This window comes from Serratia sp. SCBI (assembly GCF_000747565.1).
Lineage (GTDB): Bacteria > Pseudomonadota > Gammaproteobacteria > Enterobacterales > Enterobacteriaceae > Serratia > Serratia ureilytica.
Genome location: NZ_CP003424.1, coordinates 4,128,145 through 4,146,966, shown reverse-complemented (window position 1 = coordinate 4,146,966; position 18,822 = coordinate 4,128,145). Strand labels below are relative to the sequence as shown.

The 18,822-nt window shown below is 59.9% G+C and carries 15 protein-coding genes and 1 pseudogene; 9 read left to right on the top strand and 7 right to left on the bottom strand.

Annotated features, from left to right (window positions below):
• Nucleotides 1-55 precede the first annotated feature (55 nt).
• Nucleotides 56-810 (top strand): annotated as a pseudogene (gene actS / locus SERRSCBI_RS19400) (amidase activator ActS).
• Between the two features lie 34 nt (nucleotides 811-844).
• On the opposite strand, the gene SERRSCBI_RS19395 reads toward actS, so the two are convergent.
• Nucleotides 845-1,702, bottom strand: a complete 858-nt coding sequence (locus tag SERRSCBI_RS19395) for a GyrI-like domain-containing protein (protein ID WP_042785302.1) — start codon at nucleotides 1,700-1,702, stop codon at nucleotides 845-847.
• 181 nt (nucleotides 1,703-1,883) lie between these two features.
• Between SERRSCBI_RS19395 and SERRSCBI_RS19390 the strand changes: the two genes are divergently transcribed.
• Entirely contained in the window at nucleotides 1,884-3,653 is a 1,770-nt protein-coding gene (locus SERRSCBI_RS19390) for an ABC transporter ATP-binding protein/permease (protein WP_042785788.1), read from the top strand.
• Nucleotides 3,654-3,662: 9 nt separating this feature from the next.
• Here SERRSCBI_RS19390 and betI read toward each other — a convergent pair whose 3' ends face one another.
• Complete coding sequence (gene betI, locus SERRSCBI_RS19385) at nucleotides 3,663-4,259, bottom strand: transcriptional regulator BetI (RefSeq protein WP_042785301.1); 597 nt, start codon at nucleotides 4,257-4,259, stop codon at nucleotides 3,663-3,665.
• Between the two features lie 158 nt (nucleotides 4,260-4,417).
• On the opposite strand from betI, the gene SERRSCBI_RS19380 reads away from it, so the two are divergent.
• The gene (locus SERRSCBI_RS19380; protein ID WP_042785300.1) at nucleotides 4,418-5,962 is read left to right on the top strand and encodes a BCCT family transporter; all 1,545 of its coding nucleotides are present in this window, start codon (nucleotides 4,418-4,420) and stop codon (nucleotides 5,960-5,962) included.
• 6 nt (nucleotides 5,963-5,968) lie between these two features.
• Here SERRSCBI_RS19380 and SERRSCBI_RS19375 read toward each other — a convergent pair whose 3' ends face one another.
• Entirely contained in the window at nucleotides 5,969-6,400 is a 432-nt protein-coding gene (locus SERRSCBI_RS19375; protein ID WP_033644796.1) for a VOC family protein, read from the bottom strand.
• A gap of 158 nt (nucleotides 6,401-6,558) precedes the next feature.
• Nucleotides 6,559-7,476, bottom strand: coding sequence for a TIGR03571 family LLM class oxidoreductase (locus tag SERRSCBI_RS19370; RefSeq protein WP_033652158.1), 918 nt, complete (start codon nucleotides 7,474-7,476; stop codon nucleotides 6,559-6,561).
• A gap of 670 nt (nucleotides 7,477-8,146) precedes the next feature.
• Here SERRSCBI_RS19370 and SERRSCBI_RS19365 point away from each other — a divergent pair.
• Together SERRSCBI_RS19365 and SERRSCBI_RS19360 are read left to right on the top strand one after the other, a co-directional pair.
• Nucleotides 8,147-9,412: an MFS transporter gene (locus tag SERRSCBI_RS19365; protein WP_049866707.1), complete on the top strand. Its 1,266-nt coding sequence runs from the start codon at nucleotides 8,147-8,149 to the stop codon at nucleotides 9,410-9,412.
• Nucleotides 9,413-9,448: 36 nt separating this feature from the next.
• Nucleotides 9,449-10,258, top strand: a complete 810-nt coding sequence (locus SERRSCBI_RS19360) for a MoaF C-terminal domain-containing protein (RefSeq protein WP_042785298.1) — start codon at nucleotides 9,449-9,451, stop codon at nucleotides 10,256-10,258.
• 1 nt (nucleotide 10,259) lies between these two features.
• Here the strand turns inward: SERRSCBI_RS19360 and lldD are convergent, their stop codons facing one another.
• The 3 genes from lldD to SERRSCBI_RS19345 all read right to left on the bottom strand — a co-directional run bounded on the left by lldD (nucleotide 10,260) and on the right by SERRSCBI_RS19345 (nucleotide 14,269).
• Nucleotides 10,260-11,399 carry an FMN-dependent L-lactate dehydrogenase LldD gene (lldD, locus tag SERRSCBI_RS19355; RefSeq protein WP_033632193.1) on the bottom strand — a complete coding sequence of 380 codons (1,140 nt, stop codon included), beginning with the start codon at nucleotides 11,397-11,399 and terminating at the stop codon, nucleotides 10,260-10,262.
• A gap of 42 nt (nucleotides 11,400-11,441) precedes the next feature.
• Entirely contained in the window at nucleotides 11,442-13,025 is a 1,584-nt protein-coding gene (locus SERRSCBI_RS19350) for an L-lactate permease (protein ID WP_042785297.1), read from the bottom strand.
• Nucleotides 13,026-13,348: 323 nt separating this feature from the next.
• Nucleotides 13,349-14,269 carry a LysR family transcriptional regulator gene (locus tag SERRSCBI_RS19345; protein WP_033652155.1) on the bottom strand — a complete coding sequence of 307 codons (921 nt, stop codon included), beginning with the start codon at nucleotides 14,267-14,269 and terminating at the stop codon, nucleotides 13,349-13,351.
• Between the two features lie 425 nt (nucleotides 14,270-14,694).
• Between SERRSCBI_RS19345 and SERRSCBI_RS19340 the strand changes: the two genes are divergently transcribed.
• From SERRSCBI_RS19340 to SERRSCBI_RS19325, 4 genes are all read left to right on the top strand, one after another.
• Nucleotides 14,695-14,898 (top strand): DUF4762 family protein, encoded by a 204-nt coding sequence (locus SERRSCBI_RS19340; protein WP_042785296.1) that lies wholly within the window; start codon nucleotides 14,695-14,697, stop codon nucleotides 14,896-14,898.
• Between the two features lie 171 nt (nucleotides 14,899-15,069).
• Complete coding sequence (locus SERRSCBI_RS19335) at nucleotides 15,070-15,735, top strand: DsbA family protein (protein WP_042785295.1); 666 nt, start codon at nucleotides 15,070-15,072, stop codon at nucleotides 15,733-15,735.
• Nucleotides 15,735-16,679, top strand: coding sequence for an ABC transporter (locus SERRSCBI_RS19330; RefSeq protein ID WP_042785294.1), 945 nt, complete (start codon nucleotides 15,735-15,737; stop codon nucleotides 16,677-16,679). Before SERRSCBI_RS19335 ends, SERRSCBI_RS19330 begins: the two co-directional genes overlap by 1 nt.
• 19 nt (nucleotides 16,680-16,698) lie before the next feature.
• Nucleotides 16,699-18,816: a peptidase domain-containing ABC transporter gene (locus SERRSCBI_RS19325; protein WP_042785293.1), complete on the top strand. Its 2,118-nt coding sequence runs from the start codon at nucleotides 16,699-16,701 to the stop codon at nucleotides 18,814-18,816.
• The last annotated feature ends 6 nt before the right edge of the window (nucleotides 18,817-18,822 follow it).

The window sequence follows — 18,822 nt, the reverse complement described above, 5'->3', positions numbered from 1 at the left end:
GTTACACTGTGCGGCTGACGCGTATCAGAACCGAAAAGACGATTGGGGACAGGATTTGAGCACAGGAAGCAAGCTGGCAAGGTGGCGCCGCATCGCGGTGTGTCTGACATTGGGGCTGCTGTTGGCCGGGTGTTCGGGTAAAACACCTACAACCGCGACTACGACAAACTGCCGAAGGGCAGCTACACCGGCAAGTCCTACACCGTCAAACGGGGCGATACGCTGTACTACATCGCCTGGATCACCGACAGCGAAGTCGGCGATCTGGCCAGAATCAACAAGATACGCCCGCCCTATAATCTGGAAGTGGGGCAAAAACTGCGGCTGAGCGGCGGCGCGCCGACCAAAACCGCCGCTACGCGCCGTAAAACATCCTCGTCTTCCGCCGCGATCGCCAAGCAAACGCCGCCGCCGGGCGCCGCACGTTGCTGGCGCTGGCCGACCAGCGGCCGGATCGTGCAGGCGTACTCCAATGCCGATGGCGGCAACAAGGGCATCGACATCGCCGGTAAACGCGGCCAGCCGATCTATGCTTCCGCCAAGGGCAAAGTGGTGTACGTCGGCAACCAACTGCGCGGCTACGGCAACCTGATCATGATTAAGCACGGCGAAGACTTTATTACCGCCTATGCGCACAACGACACCACGCTGGTGCGCAATGGCCAGGATGTGAAAGCGGGGCAGAAGATCGGCACCATGGGCAGCACCGGCACCGATTCGGTGTTCCTGCATTTCCAGATCCGCTACCGCGCCACCGCGCTCGATCCGCAGCGCTATCTGCCGCCGCAGGGATCGTCGCCGTCCTGTTAACGTCAATCCGGCTCCTTGCGGGGCCGGATGTCAGCTATTTCAGCGGCAGATAAAGATCGGTCACCAGTTCATATTCCGCTACCTCGTGCACGAAGTTGTGGTAGTGGAAATAGAGCGGAAAGTCGCGCAGCTCCTCGCCGCTGGCCGGCAACCACTCGCTGTAGAGATAGCGGGCGCTTTCCGAAAGCCCATCCAGCGATCCGAGATGGCGCAGCACCGCGCAGCGTCCGGCCGGCAGCATGCTGTTCACCACGCCGAAGGCGTTGTCCTCCGGGATCGGCGCCGTGACCTCCCCGCAGAGGTAGAAGCGGAAGTCCTGCGCTTCGGTGGTGGCCGGATCGTGCGGCGCGATGCCGTACGTGCGGCTGCTTCTGACCGGCGACAGGCCGCTGGTTTTACGCCACTCGATAAAGCGCGCGGCGGTTTCATTGACCAGCGCGGACGGGCCGCGATGTGCGAGCATCGCCACCGGCGTGGCCGGGCAGTCGACAATGTCTACCTTCATGGGGTGTTTCCTTCTGTGTTTCGGTTCGGGAAAGCGCTGCTGCCAATCGATCCAGGCCGGCTGTTTGCGAAACTGGCTCGGCGTTTGGCTGAACGCCTGTTTGAAGGCGCGGCTGAAGGACTCCGGGTTTTGAAAGCCGGCGTCCAGCGCAATGTCAATCACCGGCTCCAGCGGGTTATACGCCAGGCGGTAAGAGGCGCGTTTAAGCCTCATCCACTGGATATAGCGCCACACCGAGATGCCGCAATACGCGCTAAACTGGCGTTGAAAGTGAAAGCGCGAAAAATGGGCCACTTCGCTCAGCTTGTCGACGGTAAGCGCCTCGTCCAGGTGGCGGTCGATATAGTCAAAGACCTGCGCAAAGCGCTTTGCATACGTCTGGGCCATGTGATTGTCTCCTCCATGCCTGAACTTTGCCCGAGTCGCCGCCGCTTCTCCTGACGGATGATGCTGAGTTGCCATCGCAGGAAAACGGAATGGCTGCGGCGTTCGCCGCCGGCCAGGCCAAACTCATAACCCCCGCGCGGCCATGCGCCGCGAGCCCGACCGAGAAGATGAATATTACATGATGGATCGTTCCCGCTTGCTGAAATTCCTGCTGCCCTATCTGTGGCCGAAAGACAACCCGCGGCTGCGGGGGTATTTGGTGGTGGCCTTCGTGTTCATGGTGGCGGCCAAGGTCAGCACCACGCTGGTGCCGCTGGCCTACAAAGCGATGGTCGATGCGCTGAGCGGCGAGACGGCGAAAATGCTGGCGGTGCCGCTGGGGCTGATCGTCGCCTACGGCGTGGCGCGGGTGGGCGGCGCGCTGTTTGAGGAACTGCGCAACGTGATGTTTATCCACGTCAGCCAGAACGCCACGCGCCTGTTGGGCGTGCGGGTGTTTCGCCAGCTGCATGCGCTGAGCTTGCGCTTCCATCTGGAGCGCCAGACCGGCGGGCTGTCGTTGTCTATCGAGCGCGGCACCCAGGCGGTGTCCACGGTGCTGTCGCGATTGTTGTTCTCCATCGTGCCGATCCTGTTCGAGCTGACGCTGGTCACGGCGATCATGTGGCATATGCTGAACGGCTGGTTCGCGTTGGCGATCCTGACCACGGTCGGCTGCTACATCCTGTTCACCGTGCTGGCGGTGAGCTGGCGCACCCGCTTTCGCCGCGAGCTCAACAAGGCCAACGCCGACGCTAACAGCAAATCCATCGACAGCCTGCTGAACTATGAGACCGTGAAGTACTTCGGCAATGAAGCGTTCGAGGCTGAGCGCTTCGATCTGTCGCGCCGGCTGTACGAATACGCCGCCATCAAGAACCAATTCAGTTTTACCGCGATCAACCTGGGGCAAACCGCCATTATCTCGATCGGGCTGATCGTCATGATGGCCATGGCGGCGCAGGGCATTACGCAGGGGACGATGACGGTCGGCGACTTCGTGCTGGTCAACGCCTACCTGCTGCAGCTGTACCAGCCGCTGAACTTCTTCGGCTTTATCTACTCGGAGGTGCGCCAGGCGCTGATCGACATGGAGAACATGTTCGATCTGCTGCAGGAAAAGCGTGAGATCGTCGATAGCCCGGATGCGCAGCCGCTGCGCCTCGAGCGCGGCGAAGTGCGGTTCGACGCGGTCAGCTTCGGTTACGACACGCGCCGGCCGATCCTCAAGCAGGTGAGCTTTACCATTCCGGCGGGCCACACGGTGGCGGTGGTCGGCGCCTCCGGCGCGGGCAAGTCCACGCTGTCGCGCCTGCTGTTTCGCTTTTACGACGTGCAGGGCGGCGCCATTACCCTCGACGGCCAGGACATTCGTCAAATGACCCAGGCCAGTCTGCGGCAGGCGATCGGCATCGTGCCGCAGGATACGGTGCTGTTCAACGATACGCTGCGCTACAACATCGGCTATGGCAAAACCGGCTCCAGCGATGAAGAAATCGAGCGTGCGGCGCGGCTGGCGCATATCCATGATTTTATCGTCGGTCTGCCCGACGGTTACGACACCCGGGTGGGCGAGCGTGGGCTGAAGCTGTCGGGCGGTGAAAAGCAGCGGGTGGCGATCGCGCGCACCATCCTGAAAAATCCGGCCATCCTGGTGTTCGACGAGGCGACCAGCGCGCTGGATACCCAGACCGAGCGCGAAATCCAGGGGCACCTGCGCGAGGTGAGCCGCAACCACACCACGCTGGTGATCGCCCATCGGCTCTCCACCGTGGTGGACGCCGATGAGATCATCGTGCTGGAGGCGGGGGAAATCGTCGAGCGCGGAGGGCATGAGGCGCTGTTGGCGGCGAACGGCCGCTACGCCGCCATGTGGCAAACCCAGTACAGCGAAGAGCAGGAGCCGCGCTGACGCTGCCGTTCACACCATCGATGGCGCGGCCTTGAGCCGTTGTATCACGTACTCGCAGGCGATGCGGTAATCCTGCTGCAGATCGGTGTCATCCCCGGCCAGGCTGCCGCGCAGCCATAGCCCATCGATCATCGCCGCCAGCCCGCGCGCCGCGTCGCGCGCCTGCTGCAGCGGCAGCTCGCGGCGGAACTGGCTGCATATATTGGAATAGAGCCGCCGATCGTTGGCGCGCTGCAGGCGGCGCAGCACCGGCTGGTGCATGCTGGCGGCCCAGAAGTCGAGCCAGGCGCGCATGGAAATGGCGTTGGTTTGACTGGGGTGGAAGTTGCCCTGAATGATGGCGCACAGCTGCGACTGGCTGTCGCTCGCCGCCTGAGCGCGGCACTCCGCCACCGCGTCGCGCAGATCGCGCAGGATCTTGCGCATGGTCGCGCTCAACAATCCCTCCTTATCGCCAAAATAGTGGCTGACGATGCCGGTCGACAGCCCGGCTTCTTTCGCCACCTGCGACAGGGTGACGCCGGCCAACCCCACCACGCTGATGGTTTCGAAGGCGGCGTTAATCAACTGCTCCTTGCGCTGCTCAGGAATGTCTCTGCGGTACATATTTTCCCCAACTGATAGGCAAATCACACTTTGAATTTGATTGATTGAACGGTCAATCAATACTCTATATGCTGCGAAAATGTCAAATAAATGACGATAAAATGTTAATCAAAGGTTGCATTTAAATCGTCTGTCTTTCGCATCATGGAAGCCTGCCAATGACAATAAAAACTCCTCCATCGCTTGACGAAGAACCTGTCAGATTGAATGTCCCGGTATTTTTCGGCTCAGCCGCGGTGATCTTGCTGCTGGGGGCGCTGATTGTGCTGTTTCCCGCCGCCAGCAAACAGTGGCTGAATGTCGCGCAAAGTTGGGTGGCCGACGTGTTCGGCTGGTATTACATGCTGTTGATGGTCGCCTGTATGGTGTTCGTGTTCTGGCTGGCGCTGTCGCGCTTTGGCCATATTCGCCTCAGCCAGGATGATGAGCCGCCGCAGTTCAGCTATCCCTCCTGGGTGGCGATGCTGTTCTCGTCGGGCATCGGCATTGCGCTGGTGTATTACGGCGCCTATGAGCCGTTGGATCACTTCCTGTCGCCACCGGAAGGCGACGGCGGCAGCGTACAGGCGGCGCGGCAGGCGATGGCGCTGACCTTTTTACACTGGGGGCTGCACGGTTGGGCGCTGTATGCGTTGATCGCCACCGCGCTTGCCTATTTCGCCTATTGTCGCGGTTTGCCGCTGGCGCTGCGTTCGGCGCTGTACCCGATCTTCGGCGAGCGCATCCACGGCGGCGTTGGCCATCTGGTGGACAGCTTCGGCATTCTGGTGACGGTGATCTCGATGGTGACCAACCTGGGGATCGGCGCGCTGTTGGTGAACTCGGGGCTGTTCTACCTGTTCGACATTCCGCAAAGCACCGGCGTGCTGCTGGCGCTGATCGTGGTGATGATGGTGGTGGCCACGCTGGCGGCGGTCACCGGCGTCGAGAAGGGCATTGCCATGCTGTCGAACATCAACGTTGGCTTCCTGTGCCTGCTGTTGCTGTTCGTGTTTCTGGCCGGCCCGACGCTGAACCTACTCAACGGCATGTTGCAGAACATTGGGGATTATCTGACCTCGCTCGTCAGCCGCAGTTTCGATATGTATCTGTACGGCAAGGCGCGCCAGTGGCAGGGCGCCTGGACGCTGTTCTATTGGGCCTGGTGGGTGGCGTGGGCGCCGTTTGTCGGGCTGTTTATCGCGCGTATTTCCAAAGGCCGTACCATCCGTGAACTGATCTTCGGCGTGTTGTTGATCCCGCTGGGGTTCACGCTGGCGTGGCTGTCGATCTTCGGCAATACCGCCATCAGTCTGGTGCTGGAGGGCGGGCAAGCGATTCTGGGGCAGGTGGCGCAAAGCGATCCGCCGATGGCGGTGTTCAAGCTGTTCGAATACCTGCCCTATACCCAGCTGACCGCCGGTTTTGTGGTGGTGATAAGCTTCGTGCTGTTCCTGACGCCGGTCGATTCCGGCACGCTGATGATAGCGAATCTGTCCTGCCAGGGCGGTTCCGCTCACGATGACGCGCCGGCCTGGCTCCGGGTGTTCTGGGCGGCGGTCACCACGCTGGTGTGCGCCGGGCTGCTGTACGCCGGCAGTTTCAGTGCGATGCAGACTGCCGTGGTGCTGTGCGGCTTGCCTTTCTCGGCGGTGATCGTGCTGTACATGCTCAGCCTGCGCAAGGATCTGCGCGGCTACGCCATGAAGCCGGCGCTCCCCTGAGGCGGCTTATTCGTCCGCGCGCGGCCGGTGATGCACGTATTCGATAATCGTGCCGTCCGGCAGGCGCGCATTGAAACAGGCGCCGGTGGGCACTTCCACCGGGCCAAAGAAGATATCGGCGCCGGCGGCCTGTAGCCGCTGGTGGTAGGGATAAATGTCATCGACCAGCAACGTGCCGACGGTGCTGCGAAAAGGACGCAGGTTTTCTTCCGAGCCTTCCAGGATCAGAAATGGCCCCACCGCCGCCAGCACCAGCCGATGCTCGGGGAAGTCGAAACGCATATCCGCTTCCACGCCGTGCAGCTGCTCGTAAAACGCGATGGCGCGGTCAATCTCGCCTTCGTTGACGTAGACCCGGATCAGCACGCGCGGCTCGCGCAGCGATGAAGAGTCGGCGGTTTTGCGCCAAAAGCCTGCTTCTGTCAGTTTTGCCGTCATTGCTCATTCCTCATGGTGGCTCGTTTCCTTGTCATCATGCCGCCGTTTGACGGCAGGGATTAGACCGAGTTGTTATGAACCAGCAGCGGCGGAAATAAAAAAGCCCCGGTAACGGGGCAAAGACCAGCTCAGGTCGGAATAGCGGGCTAAAGCGGGCGTCAGGCGCGATGGAATTCCGGCAACACCCATTGGCCGATCTCCTGCATCGTTTCCTCCAGCGGCCGCTGGTTGCGGCGAAAATGCAGGCCGATGTGATTGACCCCGGCGTCACGCATGGCGCTCAGTTCCTGAATCAATCCATTGCGGCCGCTCTTGATGCCGAAGCGATGACGCTGAATCGGCGCGTCGGCGTTATCGGTGAGGTCGAGATGAATAAAGCTGACGTAGGGCTTGTCACCGGCTACGTTGCGCCAGAGTTTGACCCGCGAAACGTGGTCCGCAGGCGTGCCGGGATACGACAGCCAGCCATCCATATTTTTCCCCACCCACTCGGGCGTTTGTTGCGCCAGCCCGGCGACCAGCAGCGGCGGCGGCGGCGTGGCCGGCAGCAGGCGCAGTCCCGGTTGCAGCGCGCTGTCGGCTTCCCCTTTGAGAATGCCGACGCTGGCGCGGAAGCTTTCACCGCGCGCGGCGTAATCGGCGCCGAACAGCGGGTACTCCACGGGGCGATCGCCGCTGGCGACGCCGAGCAACAGACGATCGCCGCTCAGCGTTTGCAGCGTGGAAGCCGCTTTGCGCACCAGCCACGGCTGCCGCAGCGGCAGCACCACGGCCGCGGTACCGAGCAGAATATTGCGCGTCAGGCTGGACAGGTAGCCAAGGTAGGTAAAGGTCTCAAACACCTGCGCGGCGTCACCGAAGTCCGGATCGTACAGCGGCACGTCGCGAACCCAGGCGGCGCGAAAGCCGAGTTCATCGGCCAGCTTGATGCGCGCAGCGTGTTCGCTCATGTCCGGCACGCCGAACGGCCGCCCGTCCTGCTGGCGTTTCAGCTGCCCGCTGGTGGACCAATCGTTGTCCAGCGGCAACTCGATGCCGATGGAAAGCGGCTCCCGGGTTAATTTTTCGATGCTCATGTGTCACTCCGTCTCAGGCCTTGCGGCGCGGTGTCGAACGATGGCACGAAGTGTTGCATGGCGCTTAATTGAGATAAACAGCCCTAATCGCAATAGATAATTGCTGTTGCGAGCATAATTGCTTTGCTGGATGCGGCATGCTTGTCGTGATTTACGTCACGCTCTGCGCTTTTGCTATTGTCCAGACGGGGTTATATAACCCCGCCGTTGGCATTTCCCTCGTAAGAGTTAGTTTTTTCTGCGGCCTTAAAATAAAACGAGATGATTCAATAGATAAAAATGGCTCTGAAGCGCGTGCGGGGATCATTCAATGCCGATGAAAAATTAATAAGCCTGAAGCGTCATCGATGGGATTATTCGCAAATAACGCGCAAACAGGCTTTTTTTAATCGCAAGAAAGTACCGGACATTATTTTATATGTATCAAGAACAGAAGGATAAATAACCTGAAGGTGATAATGCGATATTGAAATAGTACCCGTTCAGAATTTCATTTGTCTCTCGAAGAGCGCCGGTTGACAGACCGCCGGCTTGCGATAATTTTATGTCATTAACATGTTAATGAGTTGTTGTCGTGACGGAGGGCCAATTTCTCTCTTGGCCGAGCGCTTAACACACTTATGCCATGGCGGGTCGCCATTCATAAGTTAACTTATGGACAAATGACGCTATGAATACATCGCCAGCGGCACGCAGAGCATTGAGTGAAGAGAACCGGTTGCTGATTATTTTGTTTTTCGTGTTCGGCTGCGTGTTCGTCGATCGTCTGACCATCTCGTTTCTGTTTCCGATGATTGCCGCCGACCTCAAGTTAAGCAACGTGCATCTCGGCACGCTGTCGGCGGTGTTGGCGCTAACCTGGGCGCTGTCCGGCGCCGGGTTGGGGGCGATAGCCGATCGCTTTAATATCCGTAAGCCGATGCTGATCCTGTCCATCTTGGTGTTTTCGCTGTTCTCCGCGCTGTCGGGGCTGGTCAGCGGGTTTGCCATGTTATTGATCTTCCGGGCGCTGATGGGGATTGCTGAGGGGCCGGTATTGCCGATCGCGCAATCGTTGATGGTGGAAAGATCGCAGCCGCAGCGCCGCGGTTTCAACATGGGATTGATCCAGGGCGCGGCGCCGGGGCTGTTGGGCGGCATCATCGCGCCGCCGCTGATCATCTATCTGGCGCAGACGTGGGGATGGAGCATGGCGTTTCACCTGACCGCCGTGCCGGGCATCATTCTGGCGTGGCTGATCTATCGCTATGTGAACGGCAAAAAGGATCCCGCTTTCAGCGCCGCGCCGGCGGCCGGTAAGCCGGCGGGCAAGGCCGCTTACGGCGAGCTGTTCAAAATCAAGAACGTGGCGCTGTGCATTCTGATCTCCTGCGTGTTCGTCACCTGGTTCATGATCATCATAACCTTCACCCCTAACTTTTTGGTGACCGACCGTGGCTTCGGTGAAGGCACGATGGGCGGCATCATGAGCGCCATCGGCGCCGCCTGGGTCTTCTGGGGCGTGGCGGTACCTGCGATCTCCGATCGCCTTGGGCGCAAACCGACGCTGATTTTCTTTTCGCTGCTGGCGGTGTGCTGCCCGCTGTTCCTGAGCTACGTCGCCAACCCGTGGCTGCTGGGCGTGCTGGTGTTCCTGTCTTATACCGGCCTTGGCTGTTTCACGCTGTTTATGGCCACCATCCCGTCGGAAACGGTGTCGCCGGCGCGCATCGCCACCGCGTTGGGGTTGGTGATGGGGATCGGCGAGGTGATTGGCGGCTGCCTGGCGCCGTTTATCTCCGGGCTGATCGCCGATCGCTACGGCCTGGTCAGCGTAATGTGGCTGGCGGCCGCCGGCGCCGTGTGCGCCGGGGTACTGAGTTGTTTTCTCGATGAAACCGCCCCTGCCGTGGTGAACCGCCGAGCGGTGAAGCCGGCGGGCGTCGCCGACGTTTGAGACGAGTTTTATCCCATTCAATTAAGGAGAGCGAAGATGTCAGCAGAATCATCCGTACTGAATCAAAATGCCGAGCCGGACTGGAAGAATTACGACGATTTCGCGCGCGGCATCGATACCAACCGGTTGCCGGGTACCCAGGACTGGCGCGGCAAAACGCTGCAGATCGCCTTTGAAGACGGCGGGGACATCACGCTGCGTTTCAGCGCCGACCGGCAACGGGTGTTGTGGGCCTGGGGAGGGGAGAGCGGTGAGGACGCTTACGAAGAGGTGCAAACCTCCGCCGCGCGCTATTTCTTCAATATTCCGCTGCAGTCGCCGGGCAACGAATGCCTGACGCTGGTGCTCAACCGCGACAGCGGCCGGGCGCTGCTGGTGCGCAGCACGCTGTTGCCCGAACAAACGGTGGAAAAGGGATCCCGCCTCAAGCAAAGCTTCCACGTTGGGCTGATTGCCGGCGTCACGCCGGGCGGCATCGCGCCGCATCTGACCCGCGAGCTGATCGGTTATCGCACGCTGAACGTTTACAGCCCCAACCATTACTACGAGCACTTCTACGTCAACACCGAGCGTTATGCCTGGCAAAACCTGCGCGGCGAGCAGTTCGGGCACGGCGACATGGATTACGCCACTTACTACAAGTTTGAGGACGAGATGTTCCTGTTCACCTTCCGGGAAAAGATTATCCCGGTGTGCTCGGTGTTCTTCTTCGACTTTATCTCCGGGCGCTGCACCGGCACCTTCCTCGGGTTGGACGCCGCCGGCCGGGTGTTGGTGTCACCGGCCGGGGCCTTCATCAGCAAGATGAGCTACAACGCTTATCCGGAGGGCGTGCAGCCGCTGTGAGTCAGGCGTTTCTGACCAGCGATCCGGCGTTGATCTCCGCAATGGTTTTCGCGCCGGTGAGCGTCATGGCGACGCGCATTTCCTTGTCGATCAGATCCAGCAAGTTAGCCACCCCGGCTTCGCCGGCCGCCGCCAGCGCATAGACGAAGGCGCGCCCCAGCAGCACGCTGTCGGCGCCCAGCGCGATCATGCGCACCACGTCCAGGCCGCTGCGGATGCCGGAATCGGCCAGTAAGGTAATGTCGCCTTTCACCGCGTCGGCGATCGCCGGCATGGCGCGCGCGGTCGACAGCACGCCGTCCAGCTGGCGGCCGCCGTGGTTGGAGACGATGATGCCGTCGGCGCCGAAGCGCACTGCGTCTTTGGCGTCTTCCGGATCCAGAATGCCTTTGATGATCATCGGGCCGTCCCAGAATTCGCGGATCCACTCCAGATCTTTCCAGGAAATCGACGGATCGAAGTTGGCGCCCAGCCAGCCGATGTAGTCTTCCAGGCTGGTCGGTTTGCCGCGGTAGGCCGAGACGTTGCCCAGATCGTGCGGCTTGCCGAACAGGCCGACATCCCAGGCCCACTGCGGATGGGTAAACGCCTGCAGCACGCGGCGCAGGGCGGCGTTGGGGCCGCTCATCCCCGAGTGGGCGTCGCGGTAACGGGCGCCGGGCACCGGCATGTCGACGGTGAACACCAGCGTTTTCACGCCGGCGGCTTTGGCGCGCTCCAGCGCGTTGCGCATAAAGCCGCGGTCTTTCAGCACGTAGAGTTGGAACCACATCGGCCGATCGATCGCCGGGGCCACCTCTTCGATGGGGCAGACCGACACGGTGGACAGCGTGAACGGAATGCCTTTTTTGGCCGCGGCGCGCGCGGCCTGCACTTCGCCGCGGCGGGCGTACATGCCGGTCAGCCCCACCGGCCCCAGCGCCACCGGCATCGCCAACTGCTCGCCGAACAGCGTGGTCTCCAGGCTGAGTTCGGACATATTGCGCAGCACGCGCTGGCGCAAGGCAATATCGGCCAGATCTGCGGTATTGCGCTTCAGCGTATGCTCCGCGTAGGCCCCGCCGTCGATGTAGTGAAACAGAAACGGCGGCAGTTTGGCCTGGGCGGCGGCCCGGTAGTCGGTTGACGCGGAGATGATCATAGTGTTTACCTTCTTGTCTTCTTGCAAATAACGGGTTGTCAGTCAGAGCGAGAGGATCGCCGCCATACCGGCCGCGATCCCGCCGTACGCCAGCATCGGCAGCGCGGTCTTTCTGATGATTTTGCCTTCGGCGTTGCCGATCCCCAGGATCGAACAGACCGCGATAATGTTGTTCAGGCATACCATGTTGCCCATGGCGCCGCCGACGGACTGCAAGGCCAGCGTCAGATTGACGTCGAGGCCGCTACTCTGGGCGATCGATTGCTGAATGCCGCCGAACGTCAGGTTCGAAACGGTGTTGGAACCGGAGAAGAACGAGCCCAGCGCGCCGAGGAACGAAGAGAACAGCAGCCAGCTGTCGCCGGTCAGCGCCGCCAACGCTTTCCCGATCAGGATCACCGGCGCGTTGTCGCCGCCCAGCATCATCAGATTGACCATGACCAGCGCGCCGAACAGGGCGATAAAGGGGCGCGTGATGCGCCCGCCGGTTTCGCTGAACATTTGCCGCACCTGGCCGCCATTCAGACGGAACAGCGGAATGCACAACACCACCACCAGCAGAAACGGGATCAGCGCCGGGACATACAGCGTTTTGTAGCCAGCGGCGGCGGCGGTGCCCAGCACCTGCTGCAGTTCGACGATCAGCGCCTGGCTGATGCGCAGCTCCCCGAGCCAGCCGAGGTTTTCCTGCCACAGCAGCGTGGTGGTGTTGAGCAGCGCCTTGAGGCCCAACTGGTGAATGCGCGTCACTATCAGGATAGCAATCAGCAGCAGGGTCGGCGTCATCGCCTTGACCACCTGCATGAACGGCACCGCCTGCGCGGCGCTCTGCGGTTTTTCCGCGCGGGCGAGGCCAATGCCGCCGCGCGCCAGCAGCACCGACAGCGCCAGGCCGAGAGCGCCGCCGACCAGCGCCGGGAATTCATAGTTCACCTGGGCCAGCAGCAGATAGGGGACGGTGCAGCTCAGCACGCTGAGCAAGATAAACGGCAGGTTGCGGCGAATATCCTGCCAGGAAACGATAAAGCGCAGCGCCAGCAGAGGAATGACGAAGCCGGCGACAACGTGGATCAGCGCGGTTTGCCGGCCGATCTCCAGCAGGCTGGCGTCCGACAGGCCGAGGTTGGCGAAGCCGAACCAGGTGGGGGTGCCCACGGCGCCGAAGGAGACCGGTACCGAGTTCATCACCAGCGTCAGCAGGGCGACGCGCAGCGGGTTGAAGCCCAGCCCGACCAGAATCGGCGCGGCGATGGCGGCCGGAGTGCCGAAGCCGCTGGCGCCCTCGATCATAAAGGCGAACGCCCAGCCGATAATCATCAGTTGGGCCACCGGGTTGGGGCTAACGGCTTCCAACCAGCGGCGCACCACGTTTTCCGCACCGCTTACCTGCATCAGTTTGTTGAGCAGGATGGCGCCGGCAATGATGGTGATCGGCGTCAGCGTCGAGACCAGCGCGGTGATGATATTGGCATGCAGCAGCCGCAGTGAGGCATCGAACCACCAGAGCTGCAGGGCATATACCACGGCGGCCGTCAGCGGCAGGGCCAGATAAGAGGGCACACCATTCCTTTTGGTCATCATCCATATCAGCAGGACGATGGGCGCAATACTGAAAAGCAGGGGCATAAGATCCTCAGGGTTATTATTTTTATGGGCAGAGATATGTAACTGAAAGGTTAATTACCGCAACATTTTCATTCTAATCACAACGTTGGCGATGATGCCACGCGATAATTTTTTAACGTCGGCGAATGGCGCCGGCGGCGGGAAAAATGTCGGCTGTTGAGGCTGAATTAAATTGATTTAAAATCAATTGGATGGGTTTTTATGTTGTGTAATGAATGCGCTGGATCACATTAATTAGGCGTTAATGTTCACGAGTTCATGTCCAAAAATGCGGTAATCCACGCGGTACTTTACGACGCGTGGAAATAATCAGGAGTGGAAACTTAAAAGTAGTGGCTGATATTTTGATAGGAACCGATGATATGTTCGATCAGCAGGCGAGTTTTTAACGGCAGATTGCGGGTATAAGGGTAGACGGCGTAAATGCCCAATACCTTGCCGCAGTGGCCGGCCAGGATCTCCGTCAGTTTGCCGTCCTGCAAATCTTCGTACACCATGCAGCGCGGCACCATGGCGATGCCATGGCCGCCGATTACCGCTTTGCGGATCGCCCGCGCATTGTTGGCCGACAGGTTGCCGTCAACCTGCAGCTCGTAGATTTCGTTGCGCCCTGGCCGCTTCATCAGCCAGTTGGCGGTGCCGCTCTCTTGATAGGTATAGGTCAGGCAGTTGTGGCTAAGCAGATCGTCGGGATTGCGCGGCTCCGGGTGGTTCTCCAGATAGCCCGGCGAGCAGACGATCACCCAGCGGGAATCGAAGATCGGCCGCGCAATCAGGCTGGAGTCCGGCATGGTGCCGGTACGGATCGCCAGATCGATGCCTTCTTCCACCAGATCGACGAAGCGGTTTTCCAGCCGCATCTCGACCTTCAGGCTGGGGTGCTGGGCGCAAAACTCCGCCACGCTTTCACTCAGCAGCAGCTCACCCGAAATGGTCGGCACCGACATACGAATGGTGCCGGTCAGCTCTTCGCTCTTTTCGCTGACGGCGTACAGCGCTTCCTGCACTTTGGCGCCGATCTCCTTGGCCTGCTGGTAGAGCGCCTGGCCGCTTTCGGTCAGCGTCAGGCTGCGGGTGGTGCGGTACATCAGCCGGGCGCCGAGCGATTTTTCCAACCGCCCGATGCGTTTGCTCACCACCGAACTGGTAATGCCGGCGCTCTCCGCCGCCTTGCTGAACGAGCCGCAGTCGACAATCAGGGCAAACAGAATCAAGTCGTTGGCGTATTCGTGAGTCGCGAGCATGGGCATCCTAAGAGTGAGAGTCCTGTTGCCCAGTGTAAGTCCGGCGCGGCAGGAAGCAATCTTTTCAGCCTGTTTCCAGCACCGGTTAACTGGTCGGATCTGAAATTTTCTTGGTTAATTACCTCTTAAACTGAGAATTATCCTTCAAATAAATCGTGGCTATTCCGGGGGTGAAATTAACTTCCATGTTTTTATAAGCAATTAAATTAGAATAATCCTTATATCAAACGTTACTTATTCCACTAAGCCTGCGGTGCAGTGTAAATAATTGTATTGATCTGCTTGTGTGAGAGGGCTATTCTTTTTCCCGCAGCGCTCTCATTGTTATCAATTAAATGTTTTTCAATGTATTGAAGAATTACTCTGTCTTGCAGGCAGAGTGATGGGTAGTGTGTTTATATTTTAATATATATAAGGATATTGTAATGAAGAAAATCAACCTGTCTGAAGCGGAAAACATCGTCGGCGGTACTTTTGTGTGTACCAAGGAATTTGCCTGGGTGGGCGGTGGCAATAACCGCACTTGCCAACTGGTGACCACCTGTGCCGATAAGTTTGGCGGCGTGAAAAAAACCTATCATCCGGCGCCGGTGGCGAGCTGCCCTTCCACGCCGACAATCCCGAGCTGATGCGAGCTGAACGCTTGCAGTTAGGTTAGTGATGGACAGGCGGGGCGCTTGCGCGCACCGCCTGATAACGGAGATGAATTCCTTTTTTATCGCTGAACCGTCAATCTCCCTTTCTGATTTATAACGCTCATGCTCAAGTGAGCATTTATTTATGCGCAGGATGCGTCTGCTATGTATAAACGTCCTTTGCTGTTTTTTAGTTACACGCTCGTCATTATTTTCGCCTCTTCTTTTTTGACCGCGCTTTATTTCCAGTATTACGTTATGGCCTCGCCGGCGGCGGAAAGCCTGAGTTTTATCTCTCCGGAAAAAATAGAGCAAAGCCCATTGCAAGATGATAACGCCATTGTCGAAGTCTTCTCTTACGCCTGCCACTATTGTGAAGTTAACGAAAGCGGCGTGGCCGAGCTGGAAAAACGCTTACCGGCGGGAGCCAAATTGGTGCGCCTGCATCTCAGCGACGACGATCACGCCGGCATGGCGGCCTTTGCGCCCCTCTTCGCCACCCTGACGGTCATGGGGATCGAGGCGCAGCATCGTCCCGCCGCTTACCGCGCCATTATCAAAGAAAACCTCAATCTGGCGGATGAAAAGCAGCTCAGCGCCTGGTTGGTGGCCAACGGCATCGACGAGGCCGCCTATCAGCGGACCAGAGATTCAGAGCGGGTCAAGGAACTGTTGGCGTATATGACGGCGGTAAGCCGCTATTACCAGGTCAACGCGACCCCCAGCTTTATCGTCAATCGCAAATGGCTGGCGTTGCAAGACCGTGAGTTTTCCGCTTTCAGCCAGCAACTGCTGTCGCTGTTGCAGCACGATAAGCCGCTGGCCCCCTGATGCGCCTGCTCGCGGTTCGGGGCTTTCTGGCCTGGCGTAACGGCCTGGACGCCGTGGCGCGTCTCTCGGCTGTCCGCACCGGGGTGAGCCGGAGTCTGACGTGCGCTCTGCTGCGGCGCGTGGATTATCGCCTGTGGCTAAAGATGCAGAGGCGGTTGAGGTGGGGTCTGCAGCAACGCCGTTTTCGCCACCGGCAAGCGGTCGCTGAGGCGAATCGCCAAAGCCTGTTGGGCGACGGCAGGCTGGACTTCGCCTGGCTGATGCAGCGGCGACAATGGCTGGATTTGGCGGCGATCCAGGCCCGCAACGCCGCGTTGATGGAGCATTTGGCGCAGTGCACCTCACAGCTCAATCAGGTGGTGGAGCCGCTGCATCGCGCCGGGGTGCCGGTGTTGTTGGCGCCGATGCACACGGTTTCCGATGTGCTGGCGACGCTGGTCGGCGCGGGCGTTTATCCCGGGCGGGCAACGGTGATCGTTTCCGGCGACGCACAGACGTTAGCGCGGCGAGCGCCTGAGGGGGAATGGCGGCAGCGGCTCGACTATTGCTCGATTCACGACGATCCCCGGCATATTGCCGGCACCTTGTCGCAGGCGCTGCTGGAGGCGACGGAGCATCGGCGCAACATCATCCTCTTCCCGGACATCACGCCGGATTACACCTTGAACAGCACCCGGGACGCCTCGGCCAAACTGGCTTGCCGTTTGTTCAACCGGCCAGCGCATTTGCATAGCGGCATCGTTCGATTATCCCGAGCGATGCGGGCTCGAGTGGTGTGCTATTCGCTTTATTACGATCGCGGCGTTCGCATTCACATAGAAGAACCGATTGCCACAGAGCTGGTCGGCCGCGCCGTGCCGGAGATCGTCGAGCGCACCCTGTGGCGACATGCGGATGATTGGTTGCTGTGGCATTCGCACTCTTTATTTTTTATCAACGAATAAGTCAGGGATATCACTACGCATGGAAAACACCCTCCCTACGCCGGTCTTGCAGAGCGAAATCAATGAGTGCGGGCTGGCCTGCATCGCCATGCTGGCGGAAACGCAGGGCGTTCGCGCGCCATTGACGGAACTGCGTGAGCGTTACCCCGCTTCGCAACACGGCACTTCGCTGGCGACGCTGTGCGCCATTTTAGGGGAGCTGGCGTTGCCGGCTTATCCGGTGGCGTTCGAGCACCGGGATCTGGCGGCGCTGCCTTTACCGGCGATTCTGCATTACGGCGCGGGCCACTATGTATTGCTGGCATATCGTCAGGGCGGTTACGTGTGCGTAATGAATCCGGCGTTGGGGCAACAGCTGCTGCCGTACGCCGCTTTGAAAGCGGAAATCAGCGGCTACGCATTGGTGCTCGATCGCGACGATTTACCGTCCACTACCCCCGCCGCGCGGAGCCACCGACGCGGTGCTTTCGCCAGTTTAAGCCTGAAGGATACCGCCGGCATCGCCGGCATTTATCGCCTGGCGGCGATGACGTTTCTTATCTCGCTGACGCTGTTCATCATGCCGATGATGGTCGCCAGCGCGATCAATCAGGTGTTCGCCATGGCCGGTGAGGTCGCGTTTCCTTACGCCTACTATCTGCTGGCGTTTGTGGCATCCACGGCGCTGGCCCTGATGGCGCGCATCATCACCGAGCGTTTTATCAAAAACTTCGTGTTGCTGCACGGCGCCGCCGGGTTTTCCCGCCTGCTGGAAAATTCGCTGAATTTCTTCAGCAAGCGCGCGCCCGGCGAGATTTTCAGTCGTTTCACCAGCTGGCAGATGGCCGCCGGCCAGAAAATCGAGCTGGATAACGGCCTGCGCACCGACTGGATCATCGCTGCTATCGCGCTGGCGGTGATGGGCTATTTGAGCCCGATGTTGGCGCTGGTGCCGATTGCCGGCGTACTGCTGATGGGGGCGATCAGCGTTTGGGCCATTTATCGCGATCGCCACTTCACCCAGCAGCTGCAGGTGAGAGGGGCGGCGCAGAATGATTTTATTCTGGAAACCATTCAGGGGTTTTCGACCATCAAGTCCGCCGGGCTCGCCGGCCAGCGGCAAGAGGGCTTTGCCGAGCATGCCCGTTCGCTGTTCAACTGCCTGCAGCGGCAAAAAGTCTATGAGCAGGTCAAGGGCAGCATTTATCAACTGATTGGCAGCCTGGAAATGGTGGTGTTCATGCTGCTGGCGCTGCCGCTGCTAAAGGGTGGCGAACTCAGTCTGGGGGCATTCTTCGCCTACAGCTTTCTGCGCGAAATTTTTACCTCTTACACCAGCAAGATCTTTTTTGCCGTCCTGCAGAAAAACCAACTGCACGTGATCGATGAGCGCGCGCGGGATCTGTTTCCTGCCGTATCTCTGCGTACCGGGTCTGGCGACGAAAGCGTGAACCATTTTGATGTGCAGTTGGCGTATCGGGGGGTGAGCTTCGCGTACGACGCCGGCCAACCGGTTTTGCGCGACCTGTCGCTGACGCTGGAACGGGGCGAGTGTATCGCCATCTGCGGCGGTTCCGGCGCGGGCAAGAGCACCTTGCTGAAGGTGCTCGCCTGTCTGTTGACGCCGCAGCGGGGGGAACTGACGCTGGATGGCCGCGTGCTGGCTAACGCCGCCGCGCAGCGGCTGTTCTTCCTGCAAAGCCAGGAGGACATTCTGTTCAATGCCTCGGTATTGCAAAACGTCACGCTGTTCGCCCCGTCGGCGCCGGGCCAGCAGAGACAAGTGGAACAGGCGCTATGCAGTTTGGGGCTGGCGGATGCGGTGGCGCAGCTGCCCGGAGGCGTGAACGCTCTGGTGCGAGAGAGCCATGCCGGGCTGTCGCTGGGGCAACGGCAGCGTCTGTTGCTGGCGCGTGCCATGTACAGCCGTTGTCCGGTGTTGGTGCTGGATGAACCGACGGCGAATCTGGATGAAAAAACCGCTGCGGCGGTGATGTCGGCTCTGGTAGCGCATTGCCGTGAGAAGGGTAAAACCTTGGTGACCGTGACGCATAACCCGCGGCTGCTGCCGTTGTTTGATCGGGTGCTGCACTTGTCGCAGGGCCGGTTGTTGGCCGCCGTCGACACCAGGATGAATGACTGTGCTGAGGTGGAGTGACGTGCC